20 protein-coding genes are annotated in these 24,173 nt (G+C 50.9%); 16 read left to right on the top strand and 4 right to left on the bottom strand.

The features are described 5' to 3' along the window. Positions 1 to 79: 79 nt before the first annotated feature. From LI015_RS24820 to LI015_RS24860, 9 genes are all read left to right on the top strand, one after another. Positions 80 to 565, top strand: coding sequence for a MarR family winged helix-turn-helix transcriptional regulator (locus tag LI015_RS24820; protein ID WP_002567127.1), 486 nt, complete (start codon positions 80 to 82; stop codon positions 563 to 565). Beyond that, entirely contained in the window at positions 566 to 2,305 is a 1,740-nt protein-coding gene (locus LI015_RS24825; RefSeq protein WP_117626578.1) for an ABC transporter ATP-binding protein, read from the top strand. Continuing rightward, positions 2,302 to 4,185 (top strand): ABC transporter ATP-binding protein, encoded by a 1,884-nt coding sequence (locus LI015_RS24830; RefSeq protein WP_227126584.1) that lies wholly within the window; start codon positions 2,302 to 2,304, stop codon positions 4,183 to 4,185. The genes LI015_RS24825 and LI015_RS24830 overlap by 4 nt, the downstream gene beginning before the upstream one ends. Positions 4,186 to 4,381: 196 nt before the next feature. Next, positions 4,382 to 5,707: an electron transport complex subunit RsxC gene (rsxC, locus tag LI015_RS24835; protein ID WP_002567130.1), complete on the top strand. Its 1,326-nt coding sequence runs from the start codon at positions 4,382 to 4,384 to the stop codon at positions 5,705 to 5,707. Between the two features lie 15 nt (positions 5,708 to 5,722). After that, entirely contained in the window at positions 5,723 to 6,658 is a 936-nt protein-coding gene (locus LI015_RS24840; RefSeq protein WP_002567131.1) for an RnfABCDGE type electron transport complex subunit D, read from the top strand. A gap of 2 nt (positions 6,659 to 6,660) precedes the next feature. Next, positions 6,661 to 7,272: an RnfABCDGE type electron transport complex subunit G gene (locus tag LI015_RS24845; protein ID WP_002567132.1), complete on the top strand. Its 612-nt coding sequence runs from the start codon at positions 6,661 to 6,663 to the stop codon at positions 7,270 to 7,272. Between the two features lie 15 nt (positions 7,273 to 7,287). After that, the gene (rsxE, locus tag LI015_RS24850; protein WP_002567133.1) at positions 7,288 to 8,079 is read left to right on the top strand and encodes an electron transport complex subunit RsxE; all 792 of its coding nucleotides are present in this window, start codon (positions 7,288 to 7,290) and stop codon (positions 8,077 to 8,079) included. Between the two features lie 12 nt (positions 8,080 to 8,091). Continuing rightward, positions 8,092 to 8,667, top strand: a complete 576-nt coding sequence (gene rsxA, locus LI015_RS24855; protein ID WP_002567134.1) for an electron transport complex subunit RsxA — start codon at positions 8,092 to 8,094, stop codon at positions 8,665 to 8,667. Positions 8,668 to 8,683: 16 nt separating this feature from the next. Further along, positions 8,684 to 9,472: an RnfABCDGE type electron transport complex subunit B gene (locus tag LI015_RS24860; protein WP_117626581.1), complete on the top strand. Its 789-nt coding sequence runs from the start codon at positions 8,684 to 8,686 to the stop codon at positions 9,470 to 9,472. A gap of 89 nt (positions 9,473 to 9,561) precedes the next feature. Here LI015_RS24860 and LI015_RS24865 read toward each other — a convergent pair whose 3' ends face one another. Beyond that, positions 9,562 to 11,133: a sodium:solute symporter family transporter gene (locus LI015_RS24865; RefSeq protein ID WP_117626582.1), complete on the bottom strand. Its 1,572-nt coding sequence runs from the start codon at positions 11,131 to 11,133 to the stop codon at positions 9,562 to 9,564. Positions 11,134 to 11,726: 593 nt separating this feature from the next. On the opposite strand from LI015_RS24865, the gene LI015_RS24870 reads away from it, so the two are divergent. The 5 genes from LI015_RS24870 to LI015_RS24890 all read left to right on the top strand — a co-directional run bounded on the left by LI015_RS24870 (position 11,727) and on the right by LI015_RS24890 (position 18,373). Beyond that, the gene (locus LI015_RS24870; RefSeq protein WP_002567137.1) at positions 11,727 to 12,560 is read left to right on the top strand and encodes a cell wall hydrolase; all 834 of its coding nucleotides are present in this window, start codon (positions 11,727 to 11,729) and stop codon (positions 12,558 to 12,560) included. 85 nt (positions 12,561 to 12,645) lie between these two features. Then, complete coding sequence (locus LI015_RS24875; RefSeq protein ID WP_002567138.1) at positions 12,646 to 13,110, top strand: YhcH/YjgK/YiaL family protein; 465 nt, start codon at positions 12,646 to 12,648, stop codon at positions 13,108 to 13,110. A 240-nt stretch (positions 13,111 to 13,350) separates the two neighbouring features. Then, complete coding sequence (gene pckA, locus LI015_RS24880; RefSeq protein WP_038282016.1) at positions 13,351 to 14,955, top strand: phosphoenolpyruvate carboxykinase (ATP); 1,605 nt, start codon at positions 13,351 to 13,353, stop codon at positions 14,953 to 14,955. Positions 14,956 to 15,169: 214 nt separating this feature from the next. Continuing rightward, positions 15,170 to 16,285, top strand: a complete 1,116-nt coding sequence (locus LI015_RS24885; protein WP_227126585.1) for a DUF4349 domain-containing protein — start codon at positions 15,170 to 15,172, stop codon at positions 16,283 to 16,285. 201 nt (positions 16,286 to 16,486) lie between these two features. Continuing rightward, positions 16,487 to 18,373 (top strand): ATP-dependent nuclease, encoded by a 1,887-nt coding sequence (locus LI015_RS24890; RefSeq protein WP_227126586.1) that lies wholly within the window; start codon positions 16,487 to 16,489, stop codon positions 18,371 to 18,373. A gap of 120 nt (positions 18,374 to 18,493) precedes the next feature. Here LI015_RS24890 and LI015_RS24895 read toward each other — a convergent pair whose 3' ends face one another. From LI015_RS24895 to LI015_RS24905, 3 genes are all read right to left on the bottom strand, one after another. Continuing rightward, entirely contained in the window at positions 18,494 to 19,933 is a 1,440-nt protein-coding gene (locus tag LI015_RS24895) for a carbon starvation CstA family protein (protein WP_002567142.1), read from the bottom strand. Between the two features lie 159 nt (positions 19,934 to 20,092). Then, positions 20,093 to 20,923: a LytR/AlgR family response regulator transcription factor gene (locus tag LI015_RS24900; RefSeq protein WP_117626584.1), complete on the bottom strand. Its 831-nt coding sequence runs from the start codon at positions 20,921 to 20,923 to the stop codon at positions 20,093 to 20,095. Next, positions 20,904 to 22,643: a LytS/YhcK type 5TM receptor domain-containing protein gene (locus tag LI015_RS24905; RefSeq protein ID WP_002567144.1), complete on the bottom strand. Its 1,740-nt coding sequence runs from the start codon at positions 22,641 to 22,643 to the stop codon at positions 20,904 to 20,906. Before LI015_RS24905 ends, LI015_RS24900 begins: the two co-directional genes overlap by 20 nt. 239 nt (positions 22,644 to 22,882) lie before the next feature. On the opposite strand from LI015_RS24905, the gene LI015_RS24910 reads away from it, so the two are divergent. Further along, positions 22,883 to 23,275 (top strand): GntR family transcriptional regulator, encoded by a 393-nt coding sequence (locus LI015_RS24910; protein ID WP_002567145.1) that lies wholly within the window; start codon positions 22,883 to 22,885, stop codon positions 23,273 to 23,275. Continuing rightward, entirely contained in the window at positions 23,268 to 24,140 is an 873-nt protein-coding gene (locus tag LI015_RS24915; protein WP_227126587.1) for an ABC transporter ATP-binding protein, read from the top strand. The genes LI015_RS24910 and LI015_RS24915 overlap by 8 nt, the downstream gene beginning before the upstream one ends. Positions 24,141 to 24,173: the final 33 nt, after the last annotated feature.

Here is a 24,173-nt window from a genome sequence, read left to right on the forward strand (position 1 = left end):
TACTTTGGTATAATTAACTAGCTAATTATATGCAGGCTAATGGTTAATCAGTCAGATATACGGAAAGGAGGCAATCTACATGGACAAAGCATCACGCAGCTGTTTTGTTCAATCCCCGGAGCACTGTCTCGTAGAGAAGTACATCCGGGTGGCCAGGCTGCACCGGAGTATGATGGAGCGCCGCCTGGACGGCACAGGGGTGTACCGCAGCCAGCATCAGATACTGATGTTTGTGTCGGATAACCCCAACGTATCCCAGAAAGAACTGGCGAGAATGTATGGCGTGTCCGGGGCTACCATCGCTGTTTCCCTTAAGAAACTGGAAAGAGGGGGCTATATCAGGCGCCTGGTGGACCAGGAGGACAACCGGTGCAACCAGATTTGCATAACGGATAAGGGAAGGAAAGTGGTGGAGGACAGCGTAAAGATTTTCAGGCAAATGGAGAGCCGCATGTTTGAAGGATTTTCCGAGAATGATATGAAGGTGCTGGGACAACTGCTGGACCGGATATACGGGAACCTGGACCGGGAGTTTACGGACAGGGCACAAAGGGAGGAATCATAGGTGAAACGATACAGAAAGTATATAAAACCATATCTTGGAGCCTTTATCCTTGGCCCTCTTCTGATGCTGACAGAGGTGGCGGGGGAAATCATGCTTCCCAAACTGATGTCCATGATTATCAACAACGGGGTGGCTCAGAGAAACGTGCAGTACATCCTGTCCGTGGGAGGGCTGATGATACTGGCTACCCTTATAATGGCTATAGGAGGAATCGGTGGTGCCTATTTTTCCGTGAAAGCAGCAGTCAGCTTTACCAGCGACCTGAGGGACGACCTTTTTTCCAAGGTGCAGGAATTTTCATTTAAGAACATAGACTCATACAGCACAGGTTCGCTGGTCACCCGTCTGACCAATGATATTCAGCAGATCCAGAATGTGCTTATGATGGGACTGCGGATGGCCATGCGCGCTCCGGGCATGTTCATAGGAGCCCTGATTATGGCCTTCATGATGAATGCCAGACTGGCCGTGGTCATCCTGGTGGTAATCCCCCTGCTGACAGCCGCCATAGCCGTCATACTAAAGACAGCATTCCCCAGATTTACCGCCATGCAGAAAAAGCTGGACCAGCTAAACTCCGGCATTCAGGAGGCGCTGACCAATGTACGGGTTATCAAATCTTTTGTGCGGGAAGAGTTTGAGGAAGAAAAATTCAGGGATATGAACCAGGATTTAAAGAACAGCAGTCTGGACGCCATGAAAATCGTGATTGTCACCATGCCGGTGATGACCCTTGCCATGAACATAACCACACTGGCAGTGGTGTGGTACGGGGGCAATATCATAATTGCAGGGGATATGCCGGTGGGGGATTTAACTGCATTTACCACTTATATTGTGCAGATACTCATGTCGCTTATGATGCTTTCCATGGTGTTCCTGCAGCTTTCCAGGGCAGTGGCATCCATCCGCAGGGTGGGTGAGGTCATGGACACGGAGATCGACCTGACAGACCGGGATGCATCCAGGAAGGACCTGGCTGTATTGAAGGGAAAGGTGGAGTTTAAACATGTGAGCTTCAGCTATACGGACAACCGGGATGAGATGGTACTGGAGGATATAAATTTTACGGCAGAGCCAGGTCAGATAATAGGCATTATCGGCTCCACGGGAAGCGGCAAGACCACCCTGGTGCAGATGATACCGCGGCTCTACGATGCCACAAAGGGCCAGGTGCTTGTGGACGGGGTGGATGTCAGGGAATATTCCCTCAAAAACCTGCGGGAAGGCGTGGGCATGGTGCTCCAGAAAAATGTGCTCTTCTCAGGCACCATAGAGGAGAACCTGCGCTGGGGCAAGGAGGACGCCTCCATGGATGAAATCAGGGAAATGGCACAGAGCGCCCAGGCAGACAGCTTTGTCACATCCTTTACCAACGGCTATGATACGGACATGGGACAGGGCGGGGTCAATGTATCGGGGGGCCAGAAGCAGAGACTCTGTATTGCCAGGGCCCTGCTTAAGAGGCCCAAAATCCTGATACTGGATGACAGCACCAGTGCTGTGGATACGGCCACGGAGGCCAGGATACGGCAGTGTTTTAACACCAGCCTTAAGGACACCACCAAAATCATAATAGCGCAGCGCATCGGATCCGTGGAGGAGGCTGACCGGATTTTAGTGCTGGATGAAGGCAGGCTCATCGGCCAGGGGACCCATGAACAGCTTATGGAGGAATGTAAGGCATACCAGGAGATTTATTATTCCCAGAGGGACCGAAAGGAGACGGCTGTATCATGACGAGACAACAGAAAGCGGAAAGCCTGAAACGGCGCTATGGAAGACATGGTGCTCCTGAGGCCAGGGGTCCCATGGGAGGGAGAAGACATGGGCCGGGGCGGAATATGGCGATGGGCCCCAAAAGGCTGCCCAGGAACGCAGGCACCACCATCAGGCGTCTTCTGCATTATTTAAATGAGGATAAATCCAAGATGATGCTGGCATTTTTCTGTGTTGTCCTCAACACAGCGTCAACGCTGGCAGGCTCCTATATGCTGCGGCCTATCATCAATACATTCATTGCCCCGCTAACAGGAGGTCCCGGGGATCCGGCAGGACTTGCAAGGGCCCTGGCTGTGCTGGCGGCTGTGTTTGCCGTGGGGGTGCTTGCCAATTATGCCCAGGCAAAGGTTATGCTGACCGTGGCCCAAAATGCCCTGCAGAAAATCCGCAATGACCTGTTTGGCAGAATGCAGAAGCTGCCGGTGCGGTTTTATGATACCAACTCCAACGGTGATTTGATGAGCCGTTTTACAAATGATGTGGATACCATCGGGCAGATGCTCAGCTCCACGCTGGTACAGCTGTTTTCCGGAGCATTAAGCATTATCGGCACCCTGTTCCTCATGGTGTACACCAACCTGATTCTGACTCTTGTCACCCTGGTGATGATTCCCATTATGATGAAGGCGGGAGGAGCTGTGGCCGGGTGGAGCCAGAAATACTTTACCGCCCAGCAGACGTCCCTGGGAGCCGTGAACGGATATATAGAGGAGACCATCACCGGACAGAAGGTGGTTAAGGTATTCTGCCATGAGGATACGGCCAGAGAGGAATTCGGCATACTAAACCATGACCTGAGGCACAACCAGATTCGGGCCCAGTTTTTCGGCGGTATCATGGGGCCTGTGATGAACAGCCTGAGCCAGATCAACTATTCCCTTACCGCCTGTGTGGGCGGCCTGCTCTGTGTGCTCAGGGGCTTTGATGTGGGCGGGCTGACCGTGTTCTTAAACTTTTCCAGACAGTTCAGCCGTCCCATCAACGAGATATCCATGCAGGTCAGCAATGTATTCTCAGCCCTGGCCGGAGCAGAGCGTGTATTTGCGGTGATGGATGAGGAGCCGGAGCCGGCCAACACCAGGGACTGCATAGTGCCAAGTCCTATGATTGGCCATGTGGTGTTTCATCATGTTACCTTTGGCTACGATCCGGATAAAACCATTCTAAGGGACATAAACCTCTATGCCAAACCGGGACAGAAGATTGCCTTTGTAGGATCTACCGGCGCGGGAAAGACCACCATAACAAATCTGCTGAACCGGTTTTATGACATCCAGTCAGGCTCCATCACCATTGACGGGGCGGATATACGAACTATTTCAAGGGATGCCCTGCGAAGCAACATTGCCATGGTCCTTCAGGACACCCACCTTTTTACGGGCACGGTGCGGGAGAATATCCGCTACGGCAGGCTGGACGCCACGGACGACGAGGTTATTCAGGCGGCAAAAACAGCATCCGCCCACTCCTTTATCATGCGTCTTCCCCACGGATATGACACCATGCTGGAGGGGGACGGGGCCAATTTAAGCCAGGGCCAGAGACAGCTTCTCAATATTGCCAGGGCATCCATATCCAAGGCTCCTGTGCTGATACTGGACGAGGCCACCAGCTCCGTGGATACCAGGACTGAAAAACACATTGAGCACGGTATGGACCGGCTGATGGCGGACCGAACCACCTTCATCATTGCCCACAGGCTGTCTACGGTGCGGAGCGCCAACGCCATTATGGTTCTGGAGCAGGGGGAAATCATTGAGCGGGGAACCCATGAGGAGCTTCTGGAGATGAAAGGACGGTACTACGAACTGTATACAGGCATGAAAGAACTGGAATGATTGCCATGAAATTAACATGTATTTAACATATAATTAAAAAAATAACATATATAATCTGTATTGTATACAATCTTTATTTATGCTATACTAAATTGGTGTATTCCGGCGGGGGCAGGCAGCCCTGCCGGTCATACCGGGCGCTGGTACTGGTCCGGCCGCACAAAGGAATAAAACAAAGAAAAGAGGGAGAGAATCCATGGGTTTGGCGACTTTTATAGGCGGCATCCATCCATATGAGGGGAAAGAGCTGTCAGAGAACAAACCGGTACAGGTCCTGATGCCAAAGGGCGACCTGGTGTATCCGATGTCACAGCACATTGGTGCACCCGCGAAGCCTCTGGTAGCAAAGGGCGATCATGTACTGGCAGGCCAGAAGATTGGAGAAGCAGGCGGTTTCATCTCTGCAAATGTAATTGCTTCTGTTTCAGGAACGGTGAAGGCCATTGAACCAAGGCGTATGGCTAACGGAGCAATGGTGCCCTCCATTGTGGTTGAAAATGATGGAGAATATAAGACGGTTGAGGGCGTAGGAGAGGACAGGGACCCATCAGGCCTGTCTAAAGAGGAAATCCGCAACATTGTGAAGGAAGCCGGTATCGTGGGTCTCGGCGGAGCAGGATTCCCCACTCATGTAAAGCTGACTCCGAAGGATGAGAACGCCATCGAGTACATACTGGTCAACGGCGCAGAGTGTGAGCCGTACCTCACCAGCGACTACCGGATGATGCTGGAAGAGCCGGAGAAAATTGTAGGCGGCTTAAAGGTCATCCTTCAGCTGTTTGACAATGCAAAGGGTGTTATCGGCATTGAGAACAATAAGCCGGAGGCCATCAAGAAACTTACCGAGATGGTAAAGGACGAGCCGCGCATCACGGTCTGTCCCCTTATGACAAAGTATCCGCAGGGAGGAGAGCGTTCCCTGATTTATGCCGTTACAGGCAGGAAGGTCAACTCGTCCATGCTTCCCGCGGACGCAGGATGCATCGTGGACAATGTTGACACCGTGATTTCCATTTACATGGCAGTGTGCAAGAGCACGCCCCTGATGAGGAAGATCATCACGGTCACCGGAGACGCGGTGGCAGACCCCAGAAATTTCAGCGTAAAGCTTGGAACCAATTACCAGGAGCTGTTGGACGCAGCCGGCGGTTTTAAGACGGAGCCGGAAAAGGTTCTGTCAGGCGGCCCCATGATGGGCCAGGCCATATTTGACCTGAATATCCCGGTAAGCAAGACTTCGTCCGCCCTGACCTGCTTCACAAAGGACCAGGTGGCTGAGATGGAGCCTTCCGCATGCATACGGTGCGGAAAATGCGTCAGTGTATGTCCAAGCCACATCATCCCTGTGATGATGATGCAGGCCGCCCTCAGGGACGACTGCGAGACATTCGAGAAGCTGAACGGTATGGAATGTATGGAGTGCGGAAGCTGCACCTACATATGTCCGGCCAAGAGGCCTCTGACTCAGGCATTTAAGGAAATGCGCAAGACAGTTGCGGCTAACCGCAGGAAGAAAGGGTAGGAGGGGACATAAGTCATGAGTAAATTATTAAACGTATCATCATCCCCGCATGTGAGAAGCCATGAGACCACCCACAGCATCATGCTGGACGTGGCCATTGCCATGTTGCCTGCAACTGCTTTCGGTGTGTATCATTTCGGCATGCATGCGCTGCTGGTGCTTATAGTTACGGTTGCAGCCTGTGTTTTAAGTGAGTATGTATATGAGAAGCTGATGAAGAAGCCAAGCACCATCAGCGACTGCAGTGCCCTGGTCACGGGCCTGATTCTGGCACTGAACATGCCTCCGGAGATTCCGGTGTGGATTCCTGCTCTGGGCGGAATCTTTGCCATTATCGTGGTGAAGCAGCTCTACGGCGGCCTGGGACAGAACTTTATGAACCCGGCTCTGGCAGCCAGATGCTTCCTGCTGATTTCCTTTGCGGGAAAAATGACAAATTTCAGCTACAGCGGGTTTGACGGTGTGTCCGGCGCGACCCCCCTGGCAGTGCTTAAAAGCGGCGGGACCGTGGATGTTCCGGCCATGTTTGTGGGAAATATCCCGGGCACCATCGGAGAGGTTTCCGTGATTGCCCTTTTAATCGGCGCAGCCTATCTGTTGGCAAAGAAGGTAATCTCCATCCGGATTCCAGGCACCTACATACTGACGGTTGTGGTATTTGCCATCCTGTTCGGAGGCCATGGATTTGATTTAAATTACATTGCAGCCCATCTGTGCGGCGGCGGCCTGATTTTCGGTGCCTTCTTTATGGCAACCGACTATGTGACCAGCCCCATCACGCCAAAGGGCCAGATTGTGTTCGGTATCCTGCTGGGCGTGCTCACAGGACTGTTCAGGATTTTCGGCGGCTCCGCAGAGGGCGTGTCCTACGCAATTATCATCAGCAACATCCTTGTTCCGCTGATTGAGAAAGTAACCCTTCCCAAAGCATTTGGAAAGGAGGGCAAGTAATTATGAATAAAGCAGGATTTATGAAAGACGCGCTGATCCTTTTTGTCATCACACTGGTATCGGGCTGCCTGCTTGGCGGTGTGTACCAGGTAACTAAGGAACCCATTGAGAAGGCTACCATTGCTGCCAACAACAAGGCTTACAAGGCAGTATTTAACGAGGCCGAGTCATTTGAACCGGATGATGCCCTTACAGCCGCGGTCGAGGGATGCAACGCAGACCTGGCCGGCATGGATTTTGGCGGTGTCAAGGTGGAGAATGTGCTTAAGGCAGTGGACGGCAGCGGCAGCCAGCTGGGCTATGTCATCACTTCCCTTTCCAATGACAGTTACGGCGGCGCTGTGAAGGTATCCGTGGGCATTAAGGAGGACGGCACCATTACAGGAATCGAGTTCCTGGAAATTAATGATACGCCGGGTCTGGGACTTAAGGCCAAGGAGCCTAAATTCAAAGACCAGTTCATAGGCAAGAATGCCGAATCCTTAAGTGTAACCAAGATGGGGAATGCGGACGACACCCAGATTAACGCAATCAGCGGTGCCACCATTACTTCCAGTGCAACAACCAACGCAGTGAATGCAGCTTTATATTACCTGCATAACTGCATCAAATAATTAGGAGGTGGGAATATGAATAACTGTTCTGAACGTTTATATAACGGTATTGTGAAAGAAAACCCTACCTTCGTCCTGATGCTTGGTATGTGTCCGACCCTGGCCGTAACCACATCAGCTGTCAACGGCCTTGGTATGGGACTTTCCACAACCGTGGTTTTACTGTTTTCCAATATGATTATATCAGCACTCCGTAAGATTATACCGGACCGCGTGCGTATCCCGGCATACATCGTTATCGTGGCTTCCCTGGTTACCGTTGTGCAGCTGCTGCTTCAGGCCTATGTGCCGAGCCTGTATTCTGCCCTTGGTATCTATATTCCGCTGATTGTAGTTAACTGTATCATTCTTGGCCGCGCAGAGTCCTACGCATCCAAGAACGGCCCGCTTGTATCCACCTTTGACGGTATCGGCATGGGCCTGGGCTTTACCCTTGCCCTTACATGTATCGGCCTTGTCCGCGAGATCCTTGGTTCCGGCGCAATCTTCGGCAATGTAGTGATTCCTGAGGATTACCACATCGCCATCTTTGTTCTGGCTCCCGGCGCGTTCTTTGTCCTTGCAGTGCTGACCGCCCTTCAGAATAAGTTTAAGGCGCCGTCAGCGACCAACGGTTCCGTTCCCCAGTCCAGACTGGCATGCGGTGGCAACTGTATGGAGTGCACGGGTTCCTCCTGCATGTCCAACCATGAAGTGCTGGAGACCAGGAAGCGCCAGGCGGAAGAGAAGGCCCTTGCTGCAAAGAAGGAAGCCGTAGCAAAGAAGGAAGCAGAGTTAAAAGCAGCTACTTCCAAGAAAGAAAATTAGGAGGGTGGATAAATGAAAGAGTTATTGTTAATTGCCATTGGTTCCGCTCTGGTTAATAACGTTGTTTTGAGCCAGTTCTTAGGACTTTGTCCATTCCTCGGTGTTTCAAAAAAGGTTGAGACTTCAGCCGGTATGGGTGCAGCGGTTATTTTCGTTATTACCATTGCGTCCGCTGTGACCAGCCTGGTGTATACAGGGATTCTTGTGAATCTGCATCTGGAATATCTCCAGACCATTGTATTCATCCTGGTTATCGCAGCCCTGGTTCAGTTCGTGGAGATGTTCTTAAAGAAATCCATGCCGTCACTGTATGAGGCTCTGGGCGTATACCTGCCTCTGATTACCACCAACTGTGCGGTTCTGGGCGTTGCCCTTACCAATGTGACGAAGTCCTATAACTTCGTGCAGAGCGTTGTAAACGGTATCGGTATCTCCGTTGGTTTTACCATTGCTATTGTCATGTTAGCTGGTGTCCGCGAGAAGATTGAGCATAATGACGTCCCATATTCATTCCAGGGGTCACCTATAGTCCTTATTACCTCGGGTCTTATGGCAATCGCATTTTTCGGATTTTCCGGATTAATTTAGAAGGAGGAGAAGGAAAATGGTTACAGGTATTATAATAGCGGCAGCCGTGGTAGGTATCCTTGGTATTCTGATAGGTGTCTTCTTAGGCATAGCCAGCGAGAAGTTTAAAGTTGAAGTAGATGAAAAGGAAATCCTGGTCCGCAACGAGCTGCCCGGCAACAACTGCGGCGGCTGTGGATACGCGGGCTGTGACGCACTGGCAAAGGCAATCGCAGCCGGCCAGGCGGATGTAAGCGCATGTCCTGTGGGCGGCGCTTCCACCGCGGAGAAAATCGGAGCCATCATGGGCGTTGCAGGCGGAGCTGCCGAGAAGAAGGTGGCCTTCGTGAAATGTAAAGGTTCATGTGACAAAACCGCCGTACAGTACAACTATTACGGTGTGGATGACTGTAAGAAGGTATCTGTTGTCCCGGGCGCCGGCGAGAAGGCCTGCGCATACGGATGTATGGGCTACGGCTCCTGTGTCAGGGCATGTGCCTTTGACGCCATCCATGTAGTGGACGGCGTGGCAGTGGTAGATAAGGAAAAATGTGTTGCCTGCGGCAAGTGTGTGGCATCCTGTCCGAACCACCTGATTGAGCTGGTGCCGTATAAGGCAGAGCATCTGGTACAGTGCAGCTCCCACGACAAAGGCAAAGATGTAAAAGCTGTCTGTGCGGCCGGCTGTATCGGATGTACCCTGTGTACAAAGCAGTGTGAGTTTGATGCCATCCATATGGAGAACAATCTGGCTGTCATTGACTACGAGAAGTGTACCAACTGCGGCAAGTGCGCAGAAAAATGTCCTGTCAAGGTTATTGTTTAGGCGAGATAAAAATATCGGAATGAAATAAAAAGCTGTCCCTTCCGGGTGATGAACCGCGGAAGGAACAGCTTTTTTGCTGCATTTGTATGTTATTTTTTCTTTCTCTTTTTAAAAGCCGGTGAATCAAAGGACTGGTCGTCGGGCAGGACCTTCTTAGTGGTGGCCTCCACCAGATTATCGTAGCAGGAAAAGATGGCGTTTATGTCCCTGGAGTCCATCCTTGGCGTCAGGAGGGATACCAGAGGAACGATAATGAGTCCCACAATCATGGAGACAGCACCTGCATTGATGGGGGACGCAATATAGTGCAGGAACATATTTGAAACCGTGATACCGATGCCGGTGGCAAAGCTGGCCCACACAGCCGCGGGCGTGGTTCTTTTCCAGTACAGGCCGTAGAGGAAGGGAGCCAGAAAGGCTCCGGCCAGCGCGCCCCAGGAGATACCCATGAGCTGGGCAATGAAGTCAGGCGGATCCAGGGCCAGGATAACGCTTATGACGATAAAGGCCACAATCAGGCACTGCATCAGCACCAGCTGGGTTTTATCCTTCATGTTCTTCACAAGACTGCCTTTGATAAAATCCAGGGTCAGGGTGGAGCTGGAGGTGAGCACCAGGGAGGAAAGGGTGGACATGGATGCGGACAGCACCAGCATGACAACAATTCCAATCAGCAGGTCCGGAAGTCCGGACAGCATGGCCGGTATGATGGTATCATAAGCCACGGATCCATTTCCATTATAAATGGCAGGGCTGTCAAAGAGCCGGCCGAAGCCGCCCAGGAAATAGCTGCCCCCGGAGATGACAATGGCAAACAGGGTGGAAATCACGGTGCCTGTGGCAATGGCTTTTTCGCTTCGGATGGTATAGAATTTGTGAATCATCTGGGGCAGGCCCCAGGTTCCAAGGGAGGTGAGAATCACCACGCCCAGCAGGTTCAGGGGATCCGGTCCGAAGAAGGAGGTGTAGGCTCCGGGCTGGCCCAGGGTAACCGGGACCTCGCTGGGAATCTGCGCCAGTCTGCCCACAGCAGCCGTAAATCCTCCCTGGCCGCTTAAAACGCTGAGGATGATGGCGGCGATGCCGGCCAGCATGATGATGCCCTGGATGAAATCATTGATGGCCGTGGCCATATAACCGCCCAGGATGACATAGACCGCTGTCAGGATAGCCATGCCCATGACACAGACACTGTAGGGAATATCAAAGGCCATGCCGAATAACCGGGACAGACCATTGTAGACAGAGGCTGTGTAGGGTATGAGAAAGACAAATATAATCAGGGAGGCAACAATCTTCATGCCCTGGCTGTGGAACCGGCTGCCGAAGAATTCCGGCATGGTGGCCGAGGAGAGATGCTTGCTCATGACCCTGGTCCGCCGCCCCAGGATGACCCAGGCCAGCAGGCTGCCGATCAGGGCATTGCCAATGCCAATCCAGGTGGAGGCCAGGCCGTATTTCCATCCGAACTGACCGGCATAACCGATAAATACCACAGCGGAAAAGTAGGAGGTGCCATAGGCAAAGGCGGTGAGCCAGGGCCCCACGCCCCTTCCTCCCAGAACAAAGTCATTGACATTGGTGGCATGGCGACGGGAATAGAATCCCACTCCCAGCATGATGGCAAAAAAGATAACCAGCATCAGCAGTTTAACAGTCATTTGAATATCCTCCGCATACACTTTAATAATTAAAACTTCTGAACTTTAATGTATCAAAGTACAAGGGGATTGTCAAAGGGTATTTCTTATTTTTGCCTACTTTGGCTATTTTGACGGAACTTCGTGAAAGAGAATGAGGTGCAAAATGCCATTTTTTTGTTAAAGTGGGGGATGACTGTCAAATTTCGACAATAAATGTAAAATCCAAAGATGGATATAAAATGTAAAAAATGAATAATTAAGGTATAAAAAGATTTACATAATATAAATTACAAAAATAGGAAATCATGTAACATGTTTAAAAATTAATAATACTGTAACATAAATGTAAAGATATGGCTGGCGAAATGCACAAAATAAAGGTGCAGACACCTGGAAAACCATAGTAAATATATAAAAAATATTACAAATGTTTCAAAAGTAAGAAAAAATGTAACAAAATTATTAAATCTCCATTGACGCGAAAAGTCAAATCCCATATAATTAGCCATACATCCCGGAAAAACATGCACAAAGTGGGAGATACCCACTGCATAAAATTTTGAGAATGGTACCTGTACAGAGTTGTGCGGGGCCAGGAAAGAGGAGTATGTATGCTTACATTACATTCATTCCTTCGTTCGGTAGTTCTCTTTGTTAAGTCACTGACTGTGAAAGTGACAAAGCAGATGTACCGTTCCTCATCGGTGGTGATGGCGGGTATGATGGTAGTGGCCATCATAGCATTTTCAGCCAATGGGTTTGGCGGCGGGGGAAGAAACGCCCTGGCAGCGCCCATGACGGAGGAAAGTGACGCCATTGACATGGCGGAGGAGGAAAACGAAGGAAGCGGTCTGGTTACTGAAGCAAAAGTACAATTCGGACATTTAAACACAGACAGTGAAGGCCAGCATCTGGCCGGTGCGCTGCTGGAAGCGGACGTCCGAGAGAAACAGAGAAAGCAGGCAGCTGCACAGACCCAGATTGAGACACTTCAGAAACAGATATTAAAGGAGAGACAGGAAGAGGAGGCCAGGAAAAAGGCGGAGGAAGAGCGCCGGGCAGCCAGAAGGATTAAATATACGGATGAAGATTACCAGGTACTCCTGCGCATTGTCCAGGCGGAGGCGGGAATCTGCGACCCCAAGGGAAAGATACTGGTTGCGGATGTGATCATTAACCGTGTCCTGTCGGGAAAATTCCCGGACAGCGTAAAGGCAGTTGTATACCAGCCATCCCAGTTTCAGCCGGTATCCAACGGCACCATCAACACGGTAAAGGTCACAGCGGAAACCATTGAATGCGTGGACCGTGCCCTGGCCGGTGAAGATTATTCCAACGGAGCCCTGTATTTTATGAACAGAAGGGCATCCGGCAGTGCTGCCTCCTGGTTCGACAGGCGGCTGACCTACCTTTTTGCCCATGATGGACATGAGTTCTTCCGATAATCAGATAAAAAAGGATTGAGTTTCCTGCGGCTTTAGGTGTATACTAGGAATTGGAAAATCGAAATGCCACAAAGGAGAATGGAATATGATTTTTGATGAGAAGAAGAACCTGGACTTTTACAGGAATTTAGGGATTGAAGGCAGATATGCCAAGGCCGTGGATTTCCTTCAGAATACGGACCTTGAGGCATTGGAGCCGGGAAAGTATGAGATTGACGGCAAAAACGTGTATGCCAATGTAACAGCCTACACCACCATCCCGTGGGAGGAGGCTAAATATGAGGCACATGAGCATTACACCGATATCCAGTACGTGATTGAGGGCAGCGAGATTATGAGCTACGCGCCGGTACATGAGATGACTGTAAAGGTTCCATATAATCCGGATAAGGATGTGGTATTCTTTGAGAACACCACCCCCGGACTTAGGGTTGTGACCGGAGCCGGACAGTATCTGATTTTTAACCCATGGGATGCCCATAAGCCAAAGGCTGCCAACGGAGAGCCGGCACCGATTAAAAAGGTGATTGTAAAAATCAAAGAGGATTAAAAAATAAATTAAATGCGTAATAAAACGTGATTGAAGCGTGATTTTAAGAAAGCGCAGGAAAAAAGGCCGGCCCGCTGTATCCGGTATCAGCGGGCCGGTCCTTTTTTATGCCCCCGGAGACTACCTCATGTTTGCTGATATTTCATTGCTAATATTTTGTTAATTGAAATATTGACTTTTAATTCACAAAATGAGATAATGAAAAGGATTTCGATAAAATGAAAGAGAGGTAAATGAATGATGGCAAATGTAGATTTGAGTCAGTATGGTATTACCGGAACCACAGAAATTGTTTATAATCCTTCCTATGAGATGTTATTTGAAGAAGAGACTAAACCAACTCTGGAGGGGTATGAAAAAGGCCAGGTAAGCGAACTTGGTGCAGTGAATGTCATGACTGGTATTTACACAGGTCGTTCCCCTAAGGACAAGTTCATTGTCATGGATGAGAACTCAAAGGACACTGTATGGTGGACAACGGACGAGTACAAGAATGACAATCATCCGGCCAGCCAGGAAGCATGGGATACAGTAAAGAAGATTGCCCTGGAAGAACTTTCTAACAAGAGACTGTTTGTTGTAGACGCATTCTGTGGAGCAAACAAGGATACCCGCATGGCAATCCGCTTCATTGTTGAGGTTGCGTGGCAGGCTCATTTCGTAAAAAACATGTTTATCCAGCCAAGCGCAGAGGAACTGGAGAACTTTAAGCCGGATTTCGTTGTATATAATGCTTCCAAGGCAAAGGTGGAAAATTACAAGGAGTTAGGCCTGAACTCCGAGACAGCCGCTATGTTCAATATTACCAGCCGCGAGCAGGTAATCGTGAACACATGGTACGGCGGAGAGATGAAAAAAGGCATGTTCTCAATGATGAACTACTATCTGCCTCTGAAGGGCATTGCATCCATGCATTGTTCTGCCAACACAGATATGAACGGTGAGAACACCGCAATCTTCTTCGGACTTTCCGGAACAGGAAAAACCACTCTTTCAACAGACCCCAAGCGTCTTCTTATCGGTGATGACGAGCACGGCTGGGATGACAACGGCGTATTTAACTTCGAGGGCGGATGCTATGCAAAGGTCATCAACCTGGATAAGGATTCTGAGCCGGACATCTACAATGCAATCAGACGCAATGCTCTTTTAGAGAATGTTACACTTGATGCTGACGGCAAGATTGATTTTGATGACAAGAGCGTAACTGAGAATACACGTGTATCTTATCCGATTGATCATATTGAGAAGATTGTTCGTCCGGTATCAGCTGCTCCTGCTGCAAAGGATGTTATTTTCCTGTCAGCAGATGCGTTCGGCGTACTGCCTCCAGTATCCGTTCTGACTCCGGAGCAGACACAGTACTATTTCCTGTCCGGATTTACAGCAAAGCTTGCCGGTACAGAGCGTGGCATCACAGAGCCCACACCTACATTCTCAGCCTGCTTCGGACAGGCATTCCTGGAACTGCATCCAACCAAGTATGCAGAGGAGCTTGTTAAGAGAATGGAGAAGAGCGGCGCAAAGGCATACCTGGTTAACACCGGCTGGAATGGAACAGGCAAGCGTATCTCTATCCGCGATACCCGTGGTATCATTGATGCGATTCTTGACGGCTCCATTGCAAAGGCTCCAACCAAGCAGCTTCCATTCTTCAACTTTGAGATTCCTACCGAGCTTCCAGGCGTAGATCCTAAGATTCTGGATCCCCGCGATACATACGCAGAGGTATCACAGTGGGAGGAAAAGGCAAAAGATCTGGCACAGCGTTTTGTCAAGAACTTTGCAAAATATGAGGGCAACGAGGCTGGAAAGGCACTGGTTTCCGCTGGTCCTCAGTTATAATCATAAAAATCATCTTTCTGCCCCGCGGCAGAAGGACAGCATGATAGAGGGAGAACCGGATGTCCGGTTCTCCTTTTCATACAGTCCAGGTGCCCAATGACTTTCCCTGGAGCTGACATTTCTTAATATTTTATACTGTTTCTTAAGTCTCATTTACGTCCATTGAAAGGCTGTTTTTTTCATGATACCATGAAACCATAAAGGAGGATGGGTTATGAAAAAATGGAAAAAGAAGCGTACATGGACGCTGGCAATGACGCTGGTTCTTCTGGCACTGCTCTCTCTGTCTGCCTGCGGCAGCAAGCTGTCCAATACGGCAGCCACGGCTGAGACCATGGCTGCAGGATATGCTATGGATGTGAGGGAAGCAGCGATAACCATGGCCCCTGCGGGAGAAGACCTGAATGGGTTAAAGGCTGAGAGCGGAAGCGGTCTGTCACCCTCGCCGGACATCGGAAGTCCGGGGGAAGCAGGCAGGAAGCTGATACGGGATGTGAGTATGAACGTGGAGGCCAGGGACTTTGACGGCGTCCTCTCCCAGATTACAGATCAGGTAGGGGAGCTGGGCGGTTATGTGGAATCCTCTGATGTGTCGGGAGTCAGCGTCGATTCCTATGGCGGCAGCCAGCAGCGCCATGCGGACATCAGGGCCAGGATTCCGGCCGACCGGCTGGACCGCTTTGTAGAGACGGTGGAGAGCGCGGGAAATGTGACCAGCAAGCAGGAGCAGGTGACGGATGTGACCCTGCAGTATTCGGATACGGAGAGCCGCAAGAAATCGCTGGAGATAGAGCAGGAACGGCTTTGGGCCTTGCTGGAAAAAGCGGAGTCCCTGGATGCGGTGGTGGCTCTGGAGGCCCGGCTCTCAGAGATCCGCTATGAGCTGGAGTCCTACACATCCCAGCTGCGCCTCTATGACAATCAGGTGGATTACAGCACTGTATCCATCTATATGAGGGAGGTAAAGGACCTTACCCCCACTGCGCCGGACAGCATTGGAACCAGGATTCAGAAGGGCTTTAACCGCAGTCTGAATAACCTTGGGGCGGCCGTAACTGACCTGATTGTATGGCTTGCCGTCAACAGTCCCATCCTGTTCGTACTGGCTGTTATCATTGGGGCGGTTGTCCTTATTGTCAGAAGGCTGAGCCGAAAGCTGCGGGGCGGGAACCGATCCCCAAGGCGTTTCTCTCCATTCCGCGGCAAGCCCATGGGAGGAAAGAAGGGCGCAAAGGACCAGAAGGAGCAGGCGGAGAAAGGACAGCCGGAGAAAGAACCGCCGGAGAAAGAACCGCCGGAGAGGGAACAGGCGGAGAAAGAACAGAATTAAGATAAAAACCAATATGGAGGGCAGGACACACAGCCGGCAAAAACAGGCTTGTGTCCTGCCTTTTTATGGCGTATACTCATAGTAATAATCCACAGCAATAATCTGAGGATGCCTAAAACCGTGTTCCCGCCGGATTTAGGAAATCCGGCAGATTTCCCGTTGCCTGTCAACACCATATATACCCAGGGAAAGGAGAACCTCATGCAGCTTACCTATCTGCACATCCACAATTTTAAGTCTATACGAAGCATGGAAATCCGGGATATAGAACGGGCGCTGATTTTAGTTGGGAAAAATAATACAGGAAAAACCTCGGTGCTGGATGCAATCTGCGCGGTGTGCGGCTGTTATGAGATTCAGGACAGGGATTTTAATGAGAACCGTCAGGCTATCCGGATTGATGCCTGCTTTTCCATAGAGGAGGAGGATCTGCACCTGTTTCACCATATGGGTATTGTCAGCCAGTACAGACGTTACGATGTGTGGCGCAGGGTATTTTCTGAGCGGCTTCCGTCGTTCCAAAACGGAGAGCTGTCCTTTACCTTTCACGTGAACCAGGACGGCAAGGTGCGGTACGAGGATCTTTATAGGAAGAATAACCCCTATATCCATATGGTGATGCCCCGCATCTACCGCATCAATGCGGAGCGGGAGCTGAACCAGCTGCAGAACGACCTTCTGATGTTCCAGGAGGACGAGGAGCTTCGAAGGCTGCGATCCGGCAGCTGTATTTTTGAGCGGGCTAAGAAATGCAACCATTGTTTCCAGTGCATCGGCCTGATTAATAAGAAGAAACCGGAAGAACTTTCCGCCTTTGAGACAGCCAGACTTCTGGAGTTTAAGATATACCAGATGAACCTGAGCGGATTTTCCGGAAAGGTCAATGAAAATTTCTTTAAAAATGGAGGATACGAGGAGATACAGTACACGTTAAGCTGCGATGCGGACCAGCTTTTTACCGTGGAGGTAACGGCCCATAACCGCCAGAGAGGTACTGTGAAGCCGGTGGAGCTGATGGGAAAGGGCATGCGGAGTATTTATATGCTTTCCCTGCTAGAGACCTATATCAGCGAACAGGGCCGGATTCCCAGCATTATTGTGGTGGAGGATCCGGAGATATTCCTCCATCCCCAGCTTCAGAAAACATGCAGTGAGATACTGTACCGGCTGTCCAAGAAAAATCAGGTCATTTTCAAGACTCACAGCCCGGACCTTTTGTTTAATTTCAGCATACGCCAGATACGGCAGGTGGTGTTGGATGATGAGCGGTACTCGGTTGTACGCCCGCGGACCAACATGAGCGAGATATTGGATGACCTGGGGTATGGGGCCAATGATCTGCTGAATGTCAGCTTCGTGTTTATTGTGGAGGGGAAACAGGACAAGAGCCGCCTGCCTTTGCTTCTGGAAAAGTATTATTCTGAGATTTATGATGAGGAAGGAAATCTGTACCGCATATCCATCATCACCACAAACAGCTGCACAAACATCAAGACATATGCCAACTTAAAGTATATGAACCAGGTCTATCTGCGGGATCAGTTCCTTATGATACGCGATGGAGACGGCAAGGATCCGGAGGAGCTGGCATCGCAGCTGTGCAGGTATTACGATGAGAGGAATCTGGAGGACGTGGACCGCCTGCCGAAGGTGACAAGGAAGAACGTGCTTATTTTAAAGTATTATTCGTTTGAGAACTATTTCTTTAACCCGGCAGTTATGGCCCGCCTGGGAATCGTGGAAAGCGAGGATGTTTTTTACCGGACCCTCTATGGCAAATGGAGGGAATATCTGTACCGGATTCGCAGCGGGCAGCAGCTGATGGAAGTCCTGGGACGGGATTTCTCATCCCCGGAAGATATGAAGGAGCACATGGAAGAGGTGCGCACCTTTCTCAGAGGCCATAATTTATATGATATATTTTACGGCCCGTTCAGGGACAGGGAAAAAGAGATTCTGAGGGCCTACATCGACCTGGCGCCCAAGGAGGATTTTAAGGATATACTGGATGCCATTGACCGGTTTGTCTATTTTGACAGCAGGAAAAGACCTGAGGATGAAAGGCAGGCAGAGAAGAGTATGATGTAAAAAGGACATAACAGAAAGAGGATATAACAGAAAAAGGGGCGCTGCCCATGGCCGGATAAGTCTGGCCGGGGCAGCGCCCTTTTATCGCTTTCTTATATGAAGAGCGATTCAAACGTTCCCTTAAACCCCATAAGGTTCTTCAACCGCAGGACTGTCTGCGTTCTTTCCCTTGCCCATCACGCAGGTGAACACAAAGGTTCCCAGGCACACTGCTGCAAAGATGATGCCGGCAGGATAGGCGATGGCGGTGGAGAGCTGGAAGCCTTCCTTTGCCATCAGGATATAGGTACAGGATACAGCCGACATGAAGGTGGCCGGAAGGGCGGTGAGCCAGTAGAAGCGTTTTCTGCGGAACAGATATACGCTTGCGGCCCACAGGGCGATCATAGCCAGTGTCTGGTTGCTCCAGGAGAAATATCTCCATACCACCTGTACATCCACCTGGGTCAGAACAGCGCCCACGGCCAGCAGCGGAACAGTTAAGGCAAGACGGTTTTTGATGGGTTTCTGGTCAATCTTGAACCAGTCTGCCAGGGTCAGTCTTGCACTGCGGTAAGCAGTATCTGCTGAGGAAATGGGGCAGGCGATAACACCAATCATGGCGATGACAGCACCTACCGGTCCCAGAAGCTTGAAGCAGATTTCATACACAACGCTGGACTGTCCGTTGCCAAGGGCCTCTAACAGACCGCCTGTGCCGTTGTAGAACGCCACGCCTGCGGCAGCCCAGATAAGGGCGATGACGCCTTCTGCCACCATGGCTCCGTAGAATACCTTGCGGCCGTCCTTTTCATTGGTAAGACACCGTGCCATCAGAGGAGACTGTGTTGCATGGAAGCCGGAGATGGCGCCGCAGGCAACGGAGATAAACATGGTGGGCCATATAGGAGTGCCTGAAGGATGCAGGTTGGACAGGGTGATTTCAGGAATGTGATAACCGCCCAGGATAATGGCTCCTCCTACGCCCAGGGCCATGACGATGAGGCAGATACCGAATATCGGATAAATCTTGCCGATTACCTTGTCGATGGGAACAAAGGTTGCGATGAAATAATAAATCAAGACCACTGCCAGCCAGAATTTGGCATCCAATACATTAGGGGTCAGCATGGCAAGCAGGTTGGCCGGTCCTGTGGAGAAGCTTACGCCTACCAGTACCAGAAGGACTACGGAGAATACACGCATGACCTGTTTCATGGCATTGCCCAGATATGTACCTGTGAGCTCGGATACGCTGGCGCCCTTGTGGCGCATGGACATCATGCCCACCATGTAGTCATGGACACCTCCGCCTAACAAGGTACCGAAGGTGATCCACAGGAATACGCTGGGGCCCCAGCAGGCACCGGCCAGCGCTCCGAAAATAGGTCCCAGACCGGCAATGTTTAACAGCTGAATCAGGAATATACGGGGAGTGCCCATGGGCACATAGTCACTTCCATCTGTCATGGACAGTGCCGGCGGCTTTCTGTCATCAGGGCCAAATACTTTCTCGGCAACCTTACTGTAGAGCATAAATCCGATAATCAAAATTGCCAGACATACAAAAAAACTAATCATATACCTACCTCCTATGTATTTCTTGTATTTGTAATAATTATACAATAATAGGAGTGAAAGTGAATGTTTTTTGTATCAACTGTATGGAGGAGTGAACAAACAGTAAAATAAAGTTCATAAACGGAAGGCAAAATGGCCCATAAATCATGTATGGGGGGACTATACCCCGATGATCTGGCGCAGCATTTTTGACTTTTCCCTGCTCACAGGAAGGATATTCTTCTCAAATCCCTGCATTTTTACAGCCAGACTGTTGTTGGCCCAGGGAAAGAGTTCGGTGATGAAGCTGAGATTCACCAGATAGCTTTTGTGTATGCGGCAGAAACCATGGGGAGCCAGGCGTTTCTCGTACTCCCCTAAAAGAAGGTTTTCCGTGTAGTCCCGGGTGGGGGTATGGATGATGCAGCTTCTCCCTGAAGTTTCTATGTATACAATCTGCTGTATATCCACCAGTATAATGGTCCGGTTCATATTGATGGGCATACGGCTGGCTGGAAAGGCGGCTGTGACCGGATCTCCCGCCTCCTGCTGGGAGGCGTATGAAGAGGATAAAGCCGGCCTGCAGGACTCGCCCCAGGTCTGGTGATCGTCGCAGGAGCAGACAGCAGAAGCGGTAAGGGCCTGGTTTTTCTGCAGGTCCTTTTGACATTTTTCCAGGACACGGCGCACCCGGTCCGGGTCAAAGGGTTTCAGTATGTAGTTGTTTACGCCCAGCTCAAAGGCCTTGACCCCATACTGGGAGTAGGCGGTGGCAAACACAATCTGGGCATCGGGGAGAATCCGCCTGGCGGCAGCCGCCAGAGTGGTGCCATCCATATCCCCCAGGCTGATATCCACGAACAGCAGGTCAAAGGTCCGGCGGCTGATGAGTTCAATGGCAGAGGCGCCGCTGTCAGCCTCCTCAATCTGGCTGTCCGGCATGGCGTCCATAATCTGGTGGACCAGTTCCTTTCTGGCCGGACGTTCATCGTCAATCACAGCTATCTTCATTGTATGATTCCTCCTGTTTGATTTCATGGGATGGGACAGGAATTTCTTCCGGTTCCAAAGGGATTCGGAACCAGACTCTGGAACCGGCTTCTGAAGTCTCGATTTTCAGACCGTTATCTTCTCCATATATGCTTTTCAGGCGTTTGTGCACATTGGACAGGCCAACTCCCTTTCCCTGGCCAGTGTAAAGTCCCAGCACCACTTCCCTGGGGATACCCTGACCGCGGTCAGCCACTGAGATTTCCGCCATGCCTTCCACACTGTGGACGCTGATGGAAACATGGCGGGCGCCGGTCCTGTCCCCGCCGTGGCGGACCGCGTTTTCTACCAGGGGCTGGAGGATGAAGGAGGGAACCTTGCAGTTGAGGTCGTCCTCCACATCCAGCTCCACAACCAGTTTTTCCTCAAACCGCGCCTGCTCCAGTTCCAGGTAACTGGCCACATGGTACAGTTCTGTGTGAAGGCTCAGCATGTACTGGTCGTTTTCCAGGGCCTGGCGGTAGTAGGAGGAGAGGGTTAGAATCAGTTCCCTGGCCCGGTCCGGATTCTCCCGGCAAACGCATGAAATGGTGTTCAGCGCATTGTAAAGGAAGTGGGGATTCACCTGGGACTGAAGGGCCTTGAACTCCGCTTTGCGGCGGAGCTGTTTCTGATAATCCAGGTCGGACAGCTCTAACTGGGTGGAGAAAAGACGGGCCAGCTCCGAGGCAAAGTCCAGATTTGACTGGGAGGTATGCCAGTGTTTCTTTACCATCATGGTCAGACTCCCCACTGGTTTGTCCATCTCGATGAGAGGGGCGGCAACAATGATGTGGTTCTTCAGGATATGGTACAGGGGGTCTGTCTTTTCCGCATAGGAAAAGGTGGTGGGCTTCCTGTCGTGGATAGAGCTTAGAATGGGTTTCAGCACAGCTTCATCCCGGAGGACATCGTACCAGTTCTCACCCTTCATGGCCAGGATTTTCTGGGCATCCGTGATCATCACAGCCGCACAGGAAGTGGACTGGTAGATGATGTCTGCGGTGGCCTCCATATCCGCGGTGCTGTAAAGTCCCTTTCTCAGGTGAGGCAGACTCTGGTCCACAATTCCCATGGCCAGACGCATCTTCTCCGCGAACTGGCTGTCCTCCTCCATGAATACCATATTAAAGGTGCCCAGAAATACAACCATGCCCAGGGCATTCATGATTATCATGGGAAAGGCAATGAGGCGTACCAGGTCCAGGGCTGCCGGGAAGGGCCGGGAGATGAGAAGGATAATGGCCATCTGCCCAATCTCAGCCAGAGCCGTGATGAGAAATACCCCGGCACCGTCAATCTTGCCGGCCTTAAACCGCTTGGAAAAGGCGGAACCGATCAGGCCCTCCACAAAGGTGGAGACAGCGCAGCTTACGGCGGTAAATCCTCCGATATCAAAGAGATACCGGTGAAGTCCTCCTATGACGGCGGCTCCGATTCCCACATAGGGGCCGCCTAACAGACCTGCTGCCAGCACGCCGATAACCCTGGTGTTCACGATAGCGCCCTGGGCACGCACCCCTGTGTAGGTGGAGAAAATGCTGACCAGTCCGAATATGACTGCCAGGGCGGCCCTGCTTCCCATGGCATGGCTGTCCTCCAGCAGCATGGAGCGAACCATGGGGAGCTTGGTGAGCATGGTGGCAATGAGTACCAGAAGACCAATATTTAAAAGCAGGTTAAAAAACATGGTATTGGACATGATGACCTCCCTTAATCGTTCTCACACCAGTATACCAAAAAATCAATCTTAAGAAAATCTTTAATTGTAAATCTTGGAAGACTATGGTAATCTAATGGGGAAGATAACTGTATTAATATACTTAATACAGATGGGACACCGGGAGGATCGGGATATACCTGGTCCATGACATGGCGGGGGCATTGCTGAGGCCGCTGTCAGGCATCCCGGCAGCGAGAACAGAGAGGGGGAAGGACGGGATGATTGTACTGGATTACAGGGACAGCAGGCCGCTGTATGAGCAGGTGGCGGAGCGGCTTAGGGAACTGATGTTTAAGGGTGCCCTGCCGCAGGATGCGCAGCTGCCATCTGTGCGCAGTCTTGCCACGGAGCTGTCCATCAATCCCAATACCATCCAGAGGGCGTATACGGAGCTGGAACGCCAGGGATATATTTATTCCATCAAAGGCAAGGGCAGCTTTGTCGCGGATAACAGCCGGATGAAGGCGGGAATCCTTCAGGAGTGGAAGGGGCATTTTAACTCTGCTGTGGAGGAAGGCATAAAGGTAGGCGTCACAGCAGGAGAGATGAAGGAAATGATTGATACGGCCTGCCGGAATCATGCCATGGAAAGGGGAGAGAGTAATGATTGAAGCAGTGAACCTGACAAAGCGGTTTGACGATATCGTGGCAGTGGACCATATAAGCGCCACCATTCGGGATGGCAGCGTGTTCGGGCTAATTGGTACCAACGGAGCCGGAAAGTCCACATTTTTAAGGCTGGCCAGCGGTGTGCTGAAGCCTGACCAGGGATGCATAACCATTGACGGGCATGAAGTTTTTGAGAATATCCCGGCAAAAAAGCGCTTTTTCTATATATCGGATGAACAGTACTTCTTTAATAATACCACTCCTGTGGAGATGATGCGTTATTACAGTAAGGTGTACCAGGGATTTGACGAGGCGCGTTTCCACAAGCTGATGGGAAATTTCGGCCTGGACGAGAAGCGGAAGATACACACCTTTTCAAAGGGAATGAAGAAACAGGTATCTGTTATCTGCGGTGTTTGCGCGGGCACGGACTACCTATTCTGCGATGAGACCTTTGATGGGCTGGATCCGGTGATGCGCCAGGCGGTAAAGAGCATATTTGCAGCGGATATGGAGGACAGGAACCTGACTCCCATTATTGCTTCCCATAACCTGAGGGAGCTGGAGGACATATGCGATCATGTGGGACTGCTTCACAAGGGCGGCATTCTCCTGTCAAAGGACCTGGACGACATGAAGCTTAACATCCACAAAATACAGTGCGTCCTTAAACCGGATATGAAGCCGGAGGACCTGACGTCCCTTGATAAGGTAAATGTGGAACAGAGGGGAAGTCTCTGCACCATTACGGTGCGGGGAAGCCGGAGCGAGGTAGAGGCCGTTATGGCTTCCTATGAGCCGGTATTCTTTGAGTGCATCCCACTGTCCCTGGAGGAAATATTCATCAATGATCTCTCGGAATCTTGAGTGATCATGCCAGCAAAACTCTGGCATTGAACT

The organism is Enterocloster sp. 210928-DFI.2.20 (assembly GCF_020554465.1).
Classification (GTDB): domain Bacteria; phylum Bacillota; class Clostridia; order Lachnospirales; family Lachnospiraceae; genus Enterocloster; species Enterocloster bolteae.

Bases quoted from the DNA above. Each gene is read 5' to 3' on its own strand.
- LI015_RS24820 (WP_002567127.1), top strand. From the start codon at position 80: ATGGACAAAGCATCACGCAGCTGTTTTGTTCAATCCCCGGAGCACTGT.
- LI015_RS24830 (WP_227126584.1), top strand. From the start codon at position 2,302: ATGACGAGACAACAGAAAGCGGAAAGCCTGAAACGGCGCTATGGAAGA.
- rsxC (WP_002567130.1), top strand. From the start codon at position 4,382: ATGGGTTTGGCGACTTTTATAGGCGGCATCCATCCATATGAGGGGAAA.
- LI015_RS24840 (WP_002567131.1), top strand. From the start codon at position 5,723: ATGAGTAAATTATTAAACGTATCATCATCCCCGCATGTGAGAAGCCAT.
- LI015_RS24845 (WP_002567132.1), top strand. From the start codon at position 6,661: ATGAATAAAGCAGGATTTATGAAAGACGCGCTGATCCTTTTTGTCATC.
- rsxE (WP_002567133.1), top strand. From the start codon at position 7,288: ATGAATAACTGTTCTGAACGTTTATATAACGGTATTGTGAAAGAAAAC.
- rsxA (WP_002567134.1), top strand. From the start codon at position 8,092: ATGAAAGAGTTATTGTTAATTGCCATTGGTTCCGCTCTGGTTAATAAC.
- LI015_RS24860 (WP_117626581.1), top strand. From the start codon at position 8,684: ATGGTTACAGGTATTATAATAGCGGCAGCCGTGGTAGGTATCCTTGGT.
- LI015_RS24865 (WP_117626582.1), bottom strand. From the start codon at position 11,133: ATGACTGTTAAACTGCTGATGCTGGTTATCTTTTTTGCCATCATGCTG.
- LI015_RS24870 (WP_002567137.1), top strand. From the start codon at position 11,727: ATGCTTACATTACATTCATTCCTTCGTTCGGTAGTTCTCTTTGTTAAG.
- LI015_RS24875 (WP_002567138.1), top strand. From the start codon at position 12,646: ATGATTTTTGATGAGAAGAAGAACCTGGACTTTTACAGGAATTTAGGG.
- pckA (WP_038282016.1), top strand. From the start codon at position 13,351: ATGGCAAATGTAGATTTGAGTCAGTATGGTATTACCGGAACCACAGAA.
- LI015_RS24885 (WP_227126585.1), top strand. From the start codon at position 15,170: ATGAAAAAATGGAAAAAGAAGCGTACATGGACGCTGGCAATGACGCTG.
- LI015_RS24890 (WP_227126586.1), top strand. From the start codon at position 16,487: ATGCAGCTTACCTATCTGCACATCCACAATTTTAAGTCTATACGAAGC.
- LI015_RS24895 (WP_002567142.1), bottom strand. From the start codon at position 19,933: ATGATTAGTTTTTTTGTATGTCTGGCAATTTTGATTATCGGATTTATG.
- LI015_RS24900 (WP_117626584.1), bottom strand. From the start codon at position 20,923: ATGAAGATAGCTGTGATTGACGATGAACGTCCGGCCAGAAAGGAACTG.
- LI015_RS24905 (WP_002567144.1), bottom strand. From the start codon at position 22,643: ATGTCCAATACCATGTTTTTTAACCTGCTTTTAAATATTGGTCTTCTG.
- LI015_RS24910 (WP_002567145.1), top strand. From the start codon at position 22,883: ATGATTGTACTGGATTACAGGGACAGCAGGCCGCTGTATGAGCAGGTG.
- LI015_RS24915 (WP_227126587.1), top strand. From the start codon at position 23,268: ATGATTGAAGCAGTGAACCTGACAAAGCGGTTTGACGATATCGTGGCA.